The organism is Shewanella piezotolerans WP3, from assembly GCF_000014885.1.
GTDB lineage: Bacteria > Pseudomonadota > Gammaproteobacteria > Enterobacterales > Shewanellaceae > Shewanella > Shewanella piezotolerans.
Map to the genome: position 1 here is coordinate 4,326,564 of NC_011566.1, position 12,797 is coordinate 4,339,360.

Annotated in this window: 11 protein-coding genes; 4 read left to right on the forward strand and 7 right to left on the reverse strand. The window is 42.7% G+C overall.

The genetic code is table 11. The features are described 5' to 3' along the window. Positions 1–299: 299 nt before the first annotated feature. Entirely contained in the window at positions 300–2,447 is a 2,148-nt protein-coding gene (locus SWP_RS18400) for a cation:dicarboxylate symporter family transporter (RefSeq protein ID WP_228371079.1), read from the forward strand. A 132-nt stretch (positions 2,448–2,579) separates the two neighbouring features. Here the strand turns inward: SWP_RS18400 and SWP_RS18405 are convergent, their stop codons facing one another. From SWP_RS18405 to SWP_RS24735, 3 genes are read right to left on the reverse strand one after another with little or no spacing between them, the layout of a single operon-like run. After that, positions 2,580–2,888 carry a hypothetical protein gene (locus SWP_RS18405; protein WP_020914128.1) on the reverse strand — a complete coding sequence of 103 codons (309 nt, stop codon included), beginning with the start codon at positions 2,886–2,888 and terminating at the stop codon, positions 2,580–2,582. A gap of 27 nt (positions 2,889–2,915) precedes the next feature. After that, positions 2,916–3,602 carry a pseudouridine synthase gene (locus tag SWP_RS18410; RefSeq protein WP_020914129.1) on the reverse strand — a complete coding sequence of 229 codons (687 nt, stop codon included), beginning with the start codon at positions 3,600–3,602 and terminating at the stop codon, positions 2,916–2,918. Between the two features lie 37 nt (positions 3,603–3,639). Further along, on the reverse strand, positions 3,640–4,170 hold the full coding sequence (locus SWP_RS24735; RefSeq protein ID WP_020914130.1) for a type II secretion system protein: 531 nt from the start codon (positions 4,168–4,170) through the stop codon (positions 3,640–3,642). Between the two features lie 275 nt (positions 4,171–4,445). On the opposite strand from SWP_RS24735, the gene pyrC reads away from it, so the two are divergent. Together pyrC and SWP_RS18425 are read left to right on the forward strand one after the other, a co-directional pair. Further along, positions 4,446–5,483 carry a dihydroorotase gene (pyrC, locus tag SWP_RS18420; protein ID WP_020914131.1) on the forward strand — a complete coding sequence of 346 codons (1,038 nt, stop codon included), beginning with the start codon at positions 4,446–4,448 and terminating at the stop codon, positions 5,481–5,483. Between the two features lie 210 nt (positions 5,484–5,693). Beyond that, positions 5,694–6,038 carry a DUF3718 domain-containing protein gene (locus SWP_RS18425; protein WP_020914132.1) on the forward strand — a complete coding sequence of 115 codons (345 nt, stop codon included), beginning with the start codon at positions 5,694–5,696 and terminating at the stop codon, positions 6,036–6,038. A gap of 60 nt (positions 6,039–6,098) precedes the next feature. On the opposite strand, the gene SWP_RS18430 is transcribed toward SWP_RS18425, so the two are convergent. Beyond that, positions 6,099–6,878 (reverse strand): CLCA_X family protein, encoded by a 780-nt coding sequence (locus SWP_RS18430; protein WP_020914133.1) that lies wholly within the window; start codon positions 6,876–6,878, stop codon positions 6,099–6,101. A gap of 155 nt (positions 6,879–7,033) precedes the next feature. Between SWP_RS18430 and ppiC the strand changes: the two genes are divergently transcribed. Then, positions 7,034–7,312, forward strand: coding sequence for a peptidylprolyl isomerase PpiC (ppiC, locus tag SWP_RS18435; protein WP_020914134.1), 279 nt, complete (start codon positions 7,034–7,036; stop codon positions 7,310–7,312). A 509-nt stretch (positions 7,313–7,821) separates the two neighbouring features. Here the strand turns inward: ppiC and SWP_RS18440 are convergent. The 3 genes from SWP_RS18440 to SWP_RS18450 all read right to left on the reverse strand — a co-directional run bounded on the left by SWP_RS18440 (position 7,822) and on the right by SWP_RS18450 (position 12,794). Further along, a complete protein-coding gene (locus SWP_RS18440; protein WP_228371080.1) occupies positions 7,822–9,819 on the reverse strand; it encodes a flavohemoglobin expression-modulating QEGLA motif protein in 1,998 nt (665 codons plus the stop codon). Further along, entirely contained in the window at positions 9,800–10,837 is a 1,038-nt protein-coding gene (gene gshB / locus SWP_RS18445; RefSeq protein WP_020914137.1) for a glutathione synthase, read from the reverse strand. The genes SWP_RS18440 and gshB overlap by 20 nt, the downstream gene beginning before the upstream one ends. Positions 10,838–11,204: 367 nt before the next feature. Continuing rightward, the gene (locus tag SWP_RS18450) at positions 11,205–12,794 is read right to left on the reverse strand and encodes a PepSY-associated TM helix domain-containing protein (RefSeq protein ID WP_044556082.1); all 1,590 of its coding nucleotides are present in this window, start codon (positions 12,792–12,794) and stop codon (positions 11,205–11,207) included. Positions 12,795–12,797: the final 3 nt, after the last annotated feature.

Below are 12,797 nucleotides of genomic sequence, written 5' to 3' on the forward strand. Positions count from 1 at the left end.
CTCTAGTCAATAATGAAAGTTAAGCGGTGAGCAAATCACTTTGTTAAGGCTAATCGTAAAAGTTTAAAATATTTACTTTAAAGTTAAATCGTTCTATATCTATAATTAACGACTGACAACGCACATCAGCAAGCACCCTTGCTAATTTAACGGTAGCTTTATTAGCGTTAAAAATAATTCCAGAATTAACGTTCTCTGTAGCGACTAGTGACGTTTAACATACAGCACTCTATGTTCAAAAAATTTAGATCAATTAAAAATAATAATGGATGGAACCTGTGCTAAAAAAAGTACTTTCTATGACCAGCTCAACCCAGATGTTAGTGGCCATGTTTATTGGTTTTGCTGTAGGTCTGTTCTTCGGTGAATCCGTGGGTTGGATGGGTACCATAGGAACCAGTGTCATTCTACTGATGCAGATGACCGTTTTGCCCTATATTGTCGTATCTCTTGTAGGTGGTATAGGCAAGCTGCAAAAAAATACCGCTAAGCTTATTTTTAGCCGAACAGGTATTATCATGCTACTGCTTTGGGGTTTAGGCTTACTGACTGTAGCGCTGATGCCACTGTCCTTTCCAGTCGTTGAGTCTGCGTCTTTCTTTAGCACTAGCAGTATCGAACCCGTTACACCAATAGACTATTTTAAACTCTATATTCCCTCAAATCCTTTCGAGTCGATGGCTGATGGTTATGTCCCCGCAATGGTGGTTTTTAGTATCGCAATGGGACTTGCTCTTATCGGCATGCAGGGAGAGAACAAACAGCAAATCTTAACCTTTATGCACACCTGCTCCGAAATTTTCTCTCGCATCACTCGCGGTTTAGTGAAAATTTTGCCTATCGGTATTTTTGCAATGTCGGCGTCTGCTGCAGGGACAATGGGAGTCGATGAATTTGCCAGTATGCAGGTGTATTTAATCAGCTATTTTGTACTGTGTTTGCTGCTCACTTTCTGGATTTTACCTTGGATTGTCGCCTCTTTAACACCTATCACTTTTGCTCAAGCACTGAGGATCTCAAAAGCGAGCTTAGTCACAGCATTTGCTACCGGTAACATTTTCATTGTGATCCCCGTTATCGTGGAAGAGTGTAAGCAAATCATGCGTGAGCACGAAAACTTAAGTGAAGATGGTGCTACCTTAATAGAAATTTTAGTACCTATCGCCTTTACCTTCCCCAACATAGGTAAGCTAACTGTCATCCTGTTTGTACTGTTTGCAGGTTGGTTCAATGGCACCCCTGTAGACGTCAGTAGCATTCCTTCACTATCTATTAGTGGACTTTTATCCTTATTTGGCAGCGTATATGTCGCCATTCCCTTTATGCTGGATTTGGTTCACTTACCCTCTGACTTGTTCCAGTTATTTGTAATGTCTGGTTTCATCACGGGTAAATTCAACTCTATTGCCGCAGTGATGAATCTATTCGTGCTTACACTACTCACCGCAGCATTATTTGAGAAAAGCCTTAAGGTACGAGCACCACAACTGATAAAAATGGGGCTTGGGATCGGTGTCAGCTTAGTGCTTACACTCATAGTATGTCGCGTGGGTATGGGACTCTTTATTCACGGCCCTGAAACGACCAGCGGTGTGATTGCTAATATGCAAGTGGCAGATAAGGTTCCCACAAAAGTCAGTAAGCAGTTCCCAGTTATAGGTACAACGTCACAATCAGCGATTGCTGGTATCACACAAATCCGCAACCGTGGCGTACTCAGGGTCGGTTATATTCCCAGTAACGTGCCTTTTAGTTATTACAACAATTCAGGGCGACTGGTTGGTTTTGATACCGCAATGGCAACCAAGTTAGCCGAAGATCTCAATGTAAAAGTTGAGTTCATTCCGTTTAGGAAAAACAAACTCGCGCAAGCCTTGGATGCCGGCTTCTTCGATATTGCCATGTCTGGATTAGCGATGGATATCGAACAGATGGATGCGCTAAGTTATGCCGATCCAGTACTCGAGCTAAATCTAGCCATAGCGACCAAAGACCATTTAGTTAACACCTTTAAGAGTAACAAAAAAATTCTCGATATGGGGCCGGTAACCATAGCGTATGTAGAGCACAGTGATGCAGTCGAAGACGCGCGATTACAAGCACCCAATGTAAAATTTGTCAAAATTGATGGCTACAAAGACTTTTTTAGGCAGAAAAAGAACAAGTATGATGCGGTAGTCATTAGCGCCCAAGCAGGCTCTGCTTGGACCTTATTCTTTCCCGGTTACGGCATTGCGTTACTTGAAGGAAAATCTCGTTATCCCGTCGCTTATGCAGTAGCACAATCAAATCAATCCTTACTCAATTATGTCAACAACTGGCAACGGCTACGCAAAGTCGATGGTCACCAAGATAAAATCTATAACTATTGGATGCTAGGGCAAGGTGCCGTAGAGCAGAAGCCGCGCTGGTCTATTATTCGTGATGTATTACATTGGGTGCAATAACCATTAACAACATAGATTTATATCAACGCTTTGAACCTGTGTCTCAGTTTGACTAATATTCCATCAAAGTCTGTATGTTCAATGCGACTTTGCAATCGAGGCTAAAGCGGTTAAGTTAAACGCTTATATCCGTTATAAAATAAAGCGGACTAGAATAGCTTCAAAAGTTAAACCAAATAGAATAGCAAAAAATAGCCCAGTAACATGATGACTATAGCGACCGCAAGTCGCGGTCGCTCGATAGAAGTACAGAGGCAGAAACAGATAAATCAGCAATTCGATGATTAATTTAATCAGAATTAGCTGCGAGTAAAAAGCGTAATCACCTCCCTCCAGCGGCAGGTTAAATACGAGCCCCCAAAGCAGTTGGTAAGCAAGCAGCAAGGGCAAAACCCATAACCAAAAAGCTTTCCAAAGCGGCGTTTTAATCTGTTGCTTCAAATTGTCACCGAAAACATATTTGTACCATCAAAGAAAACCCGCGACTTCTTGTGGGGAAAGAAAACGCCAATTTCCAAGTACTACATCTAACTGTAAGTCACCAATTTGCTCTCGATGTAATCCGTTGACGCGATTGCCAACTGCGGCAAACATGCGCTTTACTTGGTGGTAACGTCCTTCCGTAATCGTCAGCAGCACCTCACGTTCATTAATCACCTTAAGCATTGCTGGAGCAGTCAACTTAGATTCGTTTTGTAACTGAACGCCCACATTAAATTTTTCAGCCACATCAGCAGCAATAGGGTCACGTAGAGTAACTCGATAGGTTTTAGGGCACAGCTTATCAGGCCTGATAATCTCAAATGACCAACGACCGTCATCTGTGAGCAACACTAGACCAGAGGTGTCAGCATCTAGGCGCCCTACTATATGCAGATCTTCAGCGCGTTCAATATCAATACAATGGAATAAACTTGGGTAGTCACCATCAACATTTGAGCTTAAAGTATTGAGCGGTTTGTGCAGCATAATATAACGCGAGGGCCGAGCAATTAACCGCTCTCCTCTCCAGAGCACGCTGTTATTCTCATGAACTTGAAAACGTGCCTCGGTAACAATGCTGCCGTTAACGCTCACCTCCCCTAACGCTAGGACTTCTGTAGCAGCACTGCGGGTCAGTTTGGTACTTTTACATAGAAACTTATCAAGGCGCATAAAAGATGAGGCTCATCATTCATTAAACAGCAATGGCTTAACAACCATCGGTAAAGTGAGTAACAGTGTACCGCGTCTCAGAGTTCCCGCCCGTACCTCCAGGCTCACTATACCGTAGATAACAGGCTTCATCATCACTAGGCAAAGACTCCCCTTGCACGAGGTTATATCCGATCTGTACTCGACTAGAGTTACTTGCGCTATCACAATCACTACCAAAGCAAACCACGATAGAGTCGTCAATATCAACCATATCAAGGATCCCTAAGCCGCTCTCAGGCCAAGCTTCAGGGTAACCATATTTGAGCTCAAAGATACCAGCAGGGATCTCAACGAAAGGAGGATTACTCGCAGAACTCCGTGCTTGTTCTGCGGCGCCTTCGATTTGTGCTTTTAAGTAAGTTTCATCTGCAGCAAACTTAATCGCTGCACCAATACCATCCAAAGTACTGATCTTTGCATCACGGGAGAGGTTAATAAATTTTGGTGCCGCCACAACAGCAAGAATACCGAGTATAATGATAACCACAACCAGCTCAATCAACGTAAATCCCTTTTGTTTACTCATACTTTATCCATCCTAAAAGTTATTTAATTTGGCTATCTTGCTGATCGTTTTTACTATTCTAACGGCTAGTTAAACACAATACAGCAAAGGGTTGATAGCGTTATGGTAGCTGATAGCATTTTAAAGTGCTGCACCTTATTGGGTTATAGAGCATTGGGCTAATGGTTATCTAGCGCAGAACCTATCAAGCAAATACGATTTCAGGCATAATAGCGCTCGAAAAAATGGATAATAAAGCTCCCTAATACTTTGTCGTAAACGCTTAGGAACCCTACATGACGCAGCTAACTATAATTACACCTGACGATTGGCATCTTCATTTCCGTGATGGAGATATGTTGCAAGAAACCGTACCAGCAACAGCAAGGTTATTTAATCGCGCTATCGTAATGCCAAACCTCTTACCTCCAGTGACAGATGCCAAGCTTGCAAGTGCATACCGTGAGCGTATTTTAGCTGCTCGCCCAGCAGGTTCTACTTTCGAACCGTTAATGACGATTTTTCTAACCAACAACACCACAGAGCAAGACATCATTGATGCTAAGGCTGCTGGCGTTGTTGCCGCGAAGCTTTATCCAGCCGGTGCGACGACCAACTCAGATGCTGCAGTTAAAGCACTGGATGCGTTGTTTCCTATTTTTGAAGCCATGGAAAAGCACGGTTTACTGCTGCTCGTTCACGGTGAGGTGACTGAGTCACATATCGATATTTTTGACCGTGAAGCACTCTTTATCGAGCGATACCTTGCTCGTATTGTTAATGCATTCCCAGGGCTCAAAGTGGTGTTTGAACATATCACCACTAAAGATGCTGCAGATTTTGTAATGTCAGCGGCTGATAATGTCGCGGCAACGATTACCCCACAACACCTATTGCTAAACCGAAATGACCTGCTTGTTGGCGGTGTGCGTCCGCACAATTTCTGTTTACCCGTACTTAAGCGCAGCACTCATCAAGAAGCACTGCGTGCTGTAGTCGCGACGGGGTCGAGTAAGTTCTTCTTAGGCACTGATTCAGCGCCACACGAAAAGCACCGTAAAGAATCAGCTTGTGGCTGTGCTGGTTGCTACAGTGCATGGAGTGCGTTAGAGCTATACGCTCAAGTCTTTGATGATCTAGGCGCGCTAGACAAGCTTGAAGGTTTTGCCAGTATCCATGGCCCTGATTTCTATGGTTTACCGCGCAATACGGGTTCAGTGACACTAGTCAAAGAGACTTGGACGGTGCCATCAGAGATTATTCTACCAAACGGCAATCCGATAGTACCTTTCTTCGCCGGTGAAGAGGTAAGCTGGAAGGTGAAGACGGCATAACCTGCAACCAAATGTTATTAAAGCCCGCTTAATGCGGGCTTTTTATTCACGCAAAAGTACCACTCCCCTCACCAAGCATTGAAATTCGTTCACCCAAATCCACATTAATACTAACGATGTACAGCGATATACTTTGGTATCAGTTTTAATCTTGCTCACAGATCTCGGTCTGCGAATTAAACCTAAACTAGCAGTAAATTGGAGCAAGATATGAAGAAGGGAACCCTACTCATTGGCTTATGCCTCTCATCGCTGGCATTGAGTGCATCTGCAGCTATGAGTCCAACCATGAAAACCAGCCTCGTTGCGGTCTGTAAAGCAACAACTAAAGATAGTGTCTTGCAATTTAAACGCACACTAAAAGAGCATCGTATTAACGAAACACTGATCTTTCCTAAGCTGATTTGTAACGGCCAATCACTGCATGATTTTGCACTTATGCAAGGCTCAAAAAAGGTAGCAGAAAAAATTGCTCGCTATACCAATGACCAAGAGTTAAATCAAGCTACTGCGATGAATGAGTCAAATCGTCACGTTTATTCTGTGACATTTTAGACTCACTCAGCTAAAGACGGTTAGCCGTCTTTAGCTTTTTCTTGCTATTGTTAATCTCAACTATTCTTTGCCTAAGGCTACACCTAAAGGCTCAAAATAGGCGAGTAATGCGCTATAAATCTGCTCCCTATGAGCGAGTTCTGGATAACCGCCTGCATCAAAAAGTGGTGACTTTAGCGTCTCGTCGACCAAGTAAGGGTTAGTAATATCGGCATAAGATTCAATACACGATTCGAAAGCTCGTGCCATTAATTCAGTTGGCTTTGAAAAGTACTGAGTACCATGCTGTTTATCAAGAGCAATGGCACGACTCACATAGTCATGCCCATCCTCACCATCTTCGGTTAGTAAACTCACTGCAAATATTCGTTCTAAACGTTGGTTAAGTGGGTGTATTTTCGGCTTAACATCAGCAATCCAGCTATGACTCGCAAAAGAGGTGCCGCGAGGGGAAGTATAAAAGGATTTAGGGGCTATGTAGTGATCAAATGCATGCCAAAACTCATGAGCAAGCGCGCCGGCCCCTGCATTCTTAGCCAAAGCAAGCTCTCGTCTATCAGGTGCATAATGCGCCTGCACGCCTTTTTGGCCGCCGCTACCAAACGCCAAATTTAACGTTTCACGCAAACCCAAAGCTTTTGGCGGAAGCTTTAAGATAAAAGCTAAGTCTGCCAAGGAGTCAAAAATAAGGTTCGCCGCCTTATCACGCTCCTCATTTTCCACCCATTTGCCTAAGCGAATATGCCCCAGGCCAAAAACCTGTTTGATATCAACAAAGGTAACCTGCTCATCAAAACGATAATCAGGGCCAGTACGGTGGTAATTTCGGCTTTTTAACACGAATAATCTCTACTTCTCTAACGGCTCAACGGTATTCAACCGCTATTATAAAACGATACAGCCACTCATACATATCTATTCTGTTCTGCACTAGCTTAGGCTCAGCCTTAAACGCTATAATCCGCACAATAGTTTCAATCGAAATAGGCTTAGAGATGGCAAAGACCGCAGCAGCACTGCATATTTTAGTTAAGCACAAAGAACTTGCTGAAGATATTATCAAGCAATTGAACAAAGGTGCTAAGTTTGACGTGTTAGCAAAAAAGCACTCAAGTTGCCCATCAGGTAAAAAAGGCGGCCATTTAGGTGAGTTTAAAAAAGGGGCTATGGTGCCAGCTTTCGATAAAGTCTGCTTCACCGGTGAACTGCTCACCCCGCATCTAGTTAAAACTAAGTTCGGTTGGCATGTAATTAAGGTACTTTACAGGACATAATTGTTTAGTGCTTGCATAGACCAAGTAAGGTGACTTGCTAATATCTTGAACATTATCTTTGGCTCAAGCACTGCAAACTAAGCGCTTTTGTTTGTTATACCAATTGCATTAAGTATTTGACCAATTCAGAGCCCCTCAGCCTTTTCAATTCAAAGCGCATTGGTAAAGAAATGGTTATTCCCTTTTAAGCCAATGCAAAGCAGAAGTGGAAAGACTGAGGGGCTCACGTAGTGCGGCTGAGGTTAAACAAATTGGCAAACGCTGTATGCTTCGCTATGGGATTTGGATATACGACTAAATGGATTTAGGAGGTAGAGCGAAGCAGGATGCCAGAGCCGAGAATAACTATTAGCTCAAATTCCACTACTTGCCTACAGCGTTTTGAATTCCCGCTGAATGGTCAAACTTTTAATGCAATTGGTATTTTGCCGAAAATCTAGAAAATGCTCAAAACAAAAAAACGCCCTAGTCTGTAAAAAAGGCTGGGCGTTTTATGTCACAACGTTAACCTATCGAATGGCTGACACCAGATAATCGATCACAGCACTTTCTACCGTATGGCAATGCTCAAGCCCAAACAGCGGCACTGGTTTCTCTAGCATATTACGCTCCACCATCTCGCTAATAATAGGTAGATCCAATATCCCCGCTTTACCAACCAGTAAATTATCAAGCGGTGAACTTTTGCTCAGGTTCACGATATCTCTAAAGCCTTTTAGATAGAGGAAATCCTTCGTAAAACCGCCACCACGATAGACTCGTGTCGTTAAGGTAAATGCCTGCTCTGCTGTTTGTCCATATTGCCGCATTAATGCCTGGAACGTCATCGAGAAATCCCGCTGCTCTAACATTAAATTGACTGCGATAACACGCAGAGCCAACACCTTCAGCCTATTGAGGGTTAAATTTCCTGAGCAGTACTCACTGTAAATGGCCACACCTTCTTGGGTATGAGTATTACCCACTAATCCTAAAGACAACACTCGCAATGGTTGACGTCTTGCATTCATGGTCGTCAACATGTGCACACCTAATTCATGGTAGGCAAATGCGATCAACTCTTTAGCTGAGAACATGGCATCTTTGTTAATTAACAAACAGCCCTTCTCATTGTCCACCATCGCTTTGGCGACAATGCGTGAAGACTTTTCTACTTTACATTTCAGCCCCCACTCATCGGCCTGCTTTTGAAAAGATTTAACCGCATGGTTAGCATCATAGATTAGGGCGTCATCATCTCCCTCTATCTCGGGTGCACGCAGTAAAAACTCCGCATTAGCAATATCATCCTTATCAGGCTGACCGTAGTATTTCAGCGAGTTATACACAAAGTCGTCAGTGCCAATCGAACAAAGCAGATCAATTTTAGTCGCTAAGTTATCAATCACATGACGATAAAGCTGCTGAATATCCGCATCCATGACATTTTCGACGGGTAGCTTGTATAGCTGCTCACGAAATTGGTACGGATTGATATTCAGCTGCTTATAGTTAAACTCAGGCGCCACAGCGCCTTTTTTTGCTAAAAACTTTTTACGTTCACTGGCGATATTAATCGGGTTAATGTATTTCAGTGTGGCGACATTATTGGCTATCTTAAATAAGCTTTTATCCAGTGATATTATCTCTGGCGACAGTGTCGATGATAACAGGTCAACATTACGTACCGATTTTCGTTTCCCAAAGCGGCGCATAAAGTACGCTGCAGTTTCTGATATCGCCAGCTTAACGCCCGCTTTTAACTCCTCTAATACCAAGGGGTATAACTCGCCCGTGGTTTCATCCATAAACACTTTTTTTACTTCAACGGGCAACACTAAGGTATTGTCAAAATGAGCGTTTACGTGAGCGATTAAGTATCCACGCCCTTGAAACACCTCATCGGTTGCAGCTCGCACTACTAAGTTAGGTAGCGCCATTCTATTAAGCTGCTTTTCAAAGTGATGACAAGTCGCTCCCCAGCGCTCAATATCAATTTGGCTAGTGCCAATATTGAATGTCGGCGTATCAGCCGCAATACGTTGATGATTATAAGAGTGCAGATCAAACACAATACTGTTTTTAAACTGCTGCTCTAACTTTGTTATCAGTGCCGCCAGCACATTGTAGAAAGATTGATGCTTTGCATGACTTTCACTACGCTGCTTTGGTGTTAATGGTTTCTGCCAAACTTGCTTATTCCAAGCTGTTTTAAAATAGGTAGATAACGCTTTAGGGCGGTTCAAGTCATATTCAAAACGTGAGTCATTGCCTATCATTACAATAGGAAAAGACGACAGTAACTCATCGGTATAAGGATCTTCCTCATAGAAGCGCTCAGCCTTTGTCAGCAAGAAGCTTTTATTCAAATCGTCTCGCAAGCGATGACCATTATGAATAGCGGTACAGACAACTGGCGAGTATTCATCAATTTTAACGATGTATGCTCCGTTATTCACTTCAGCGTGAAAACACTCGCCTTTATTGATTAATGCTATGCACTCTTTTTCAGTTAATGTGAGCATCATCAATCGCCTTTCTGAATGCTGTTTTCTTGATGTTTAACGCCTCTTTGGCATTCACAATATTCTCTACAAAATCAATCACTTTCTTTTGCAATTTCACGTTGTTTAACTTGTTTATCCGCATAATCCCACCAGGGCTTTGCACGTTAACTTCAATCAACTTTTCATTGATGACGTCAATACCCACGAAAAACAATCCATCACGAACCAGCTTTGGACCAATATGTTTGCAAAGTGCTTTTTCATTTTTGGTCAATGTATGCTTAACAACACGACCACCAGCATGAATATTCGAACGCACTTCTCCTGATGCAGGAATGCGCTTCATGGCGCCTATAGGCTCACCATTTAACATCAAAATACGCACATCGCCTTGCTCTGCGCCCTCTACATATTCTTGTAAAATAACGTAGTTTCCGCCCTTGCCGTTGTTGATGTAAAACTCGAGCAGCGAATGAAAACTCTTTTGAGCCGCTTTTTCGACTAAGATCACGCCTTGACCGCCAAAGCCATCAAGCGGCTTCATGATCATCTTGTCGGTCTTAGACTCTCGTAACACTTCTTCTAAGTACTCAGGTGTCTTTGACACATGCGTCACCGGAATAAACTTATTGTCAGGATCGTCAAAAGAGGCGGTATACAGCTTATTGTTGGCGATTCGTAAACCATCAATATCATTCATGATAAATACGTCATCACGCACCGAATCAAGAAAGTTGAGCGCGATGGTGTCCAGCGGTGGGTTTGCGCGCATAATGATGCTATCAAAACCGGCTAACGGTAAACGTAATGTTTTAAATTCCGCCTTCTTATAAAAAGAAACGATGTTATTAGATGTAGGCAGCTCTTTACTAAACACACGGCAATAAGCACTCGCTTCAGTGTCACGCATTGTTAAATTGCTAGTCGTCGCCAGTGCCACAATATGGCCACGCACCACACACTCATGAATGAGACGTAAAGTCGTATCGGTTTCGGGCTCAATATTTTTCCATGGATACATTAGAAATAATATATTCATTGAACTTTCCTATAAAATGGAATGCTCTATCTTTCTTGGGGTCATGAGACTTTGGGAGGTGTAGAGTATTCAAAATAAACAACACAATGACCTAGGTAAAATGACCTAAATCAGACTATGGCATCTATCTATCAATACAAGTTGAACTAGATAAGGCGGCGTAATTTACACCAATTTTTAGGATTGTAAAATAAAATTTTACTGTTGAAGGATAATATTCGCTAAAGCATTGAAATTAAATTAATTTACTTCATGATAATCATAGTAAACTTGTTCAATGTGTTGATATAACATACGAAGAAATAGCAAGAGCGCAGCGTAATACTGCGCTCTCGGGGCACCGATGAGCCATTAAAAACAACCCAAGTTATGAGCCTTCAAACACGCTTGTCGAAGCAACATTGTTCGCTTGAAGCCGTTTAAATACATTCAGTTTATTCACGACCCATAAACCAAGACAGATAAACAGTAATAAGCCGACTTCTACAGCTAACACCGATTGAAACCCTGATTGCCAAAGCTGTGTTAACTGCGCGCCAAATAATATCCAGTCAGCGACCAGCGTCACCGCGAGGATCACGACAGTGGCGAGGATCATCTGTGCCAGATAACGCTTTTTATCGTCGACGATATACGCAAGCACCATGGCAAGCAATAAACTGCCGACAAAGCCATAAACCAGCCAGTCTGCGCGGTTTAGCATAGCTGCAGGCAGCACGCGTTCAATAAAGAAAGCCACAGCTGTTGCCAGCACTAAGCCACCACAGCCACCTAGAGTCAGCCCTCGTATAATACTGATGCTTCGCTGCGAAGCATTTTGTTGTAAAGCACGTTTATCCAGCCACAACATATTACCAATGACTATCATGGCGCAGATAGCCAACGACAAAATGAAATAGAGAACCCGCACATCAACGCCAGCAAAATCACCAAAATGCAGGGTTGCTATAATCTCTCTACCTTTACGGAATACATTGTAATTACTGATATCGGTTTTATTAAGTAGTTCGCCGGTTTTAACGCGATAGAAAAACTCATCCTTTTGAGAGAAGTTAACTAAGTCATTACCTCTTAGCTGAATTATGGCCGCTTCGTCGCCATAATTATAAAAAATCACATTCCGCAAGTGAAAATCATCTCGCGCCCTTACCTCGTCGATAATCTGGTATGCACCGCTCATGTCGATTGTTTTTTCGATTTGCGGTTCATCGAACAACGTAAACCCAGCATCTTTAAATAGCGTGTCTTGATCGCCTTGATAGATAAACACTACAAAGGCAATTTGATAAATTATCGCCAAATTAAATACCAAGCCGCTGATGGCATACATTAAGGTAAACGGCAGCGTCATCACCCCGACCACATTGTGCAGATCTAACAATTTATCGCGGCGATTTTTATCATGTCGATATAAAAAGAAGTGTTTAAACAGCTTTTTTGCATGAATGAATATCCCAGAAACCAGAGCAAACAAGAAGAATAAACTGATGATACCGACGAGATAGGTTCCTCCTGGTAAATTTAGGTTGTAATGCAGTTGATAGAGAAAGTCACCTAAGAAAAAGTCCTCTTTATCAGCCACACTGACGCCTGTGTTAGGGTCAATTAATAAAGATACAACCTCGCCATGTTCGTCCTCCTTCCCCTCCTCACGAACAAGATCTAGGTACACCTTATAGTAGGGGTCATGCTCTGACGGCATTTGCACCATCAAGTGCTCTTTATAGTCAAAATCATGTTGTGCTAACTTGCTTTCTACAATCTCTTGTAAAGGTAGCTCTTGCTGCTGCACAGCAACTGGAAACTGCGGTAGCACAGCCCACTGCTTCACCTCTTCATAGAAAAGTGTCACAGCTCCAGCCCAAAATATAAGGAACAGCAATGGCGAAATGATGACCCCTATCCAACTATGGGATTCAGTGAGGTTTTTAATTAATTTATTTTGAGGTTTCTTCATTAT

What these genes read in the sequence shown, in the direction of transcription:
- ppiC (WP_020914134.1), top strand. Translation starts at nt 7,034, where the DNA reads ATGGCAAAGACCGCAGCAGCACTGCATATTTTAGTTAAGCACAAAGAA.
- SWP_RS18440 (WP_228371080.1), bottom strand. Translation starts at nt 9,819, where the DNA reads ATGATGCTCACATTAACTGAAAAAGAGTGCATAGCATTAATCAATAAA.
- SWP_RS18425 (WP_020914132.1), top strand. Translation starts at nt 5,694, where the DNA reads ATGAAGAAGGGAACCCTACTCATTGGCTTATGCCTCTCATCGCTGGCA.
- SWP_RS24735 (WP_020914130.1), bottom strand. Translation starts at nt 4,170, where the DNA reads ATGAGTAAACAAAAGGGATTTACGTTGATTGAGCTGGTTGTGGTTATC.
- SWP_RS18400 (WP_228371079.1), top strand. Translation starts at nt 300, where the DNA reads ATGACCAGCTCAACCCAGATGTTAGTGGCCATGTTTATTGGTTTTGCT.
- SWP_RS18450 (WP_044556082.1), bottom strand. Translation starts at nt 12,794, where the DNA reads ATGAAGAAACCTCAAAATAAATTAATTAAAAACCTCACTGAATCCCAT.
- pyrC (WP_020914131.1), top strand. Translation starts at nt 4,446, where the DNA reads ATGACGCAGCTAACTATAATTACACCTGACGATTGGCATCTTCATTTC.
- SWP_RS18410 (WP_020914129.1), bottom strand. Translation starts at nt 3,602, where the DNA reads ATGCGCCTTGATAAGTTTCTATGTAAAAGTACCAAACTGACCCGCAGT.
- gshB (WP_020914137.1), bottom strand. Translation starts at nt 10,837, where the DNA reads ATGAATATATTATTTCTAATGTATCCATGGAAAAATATTGAGCCCGAA.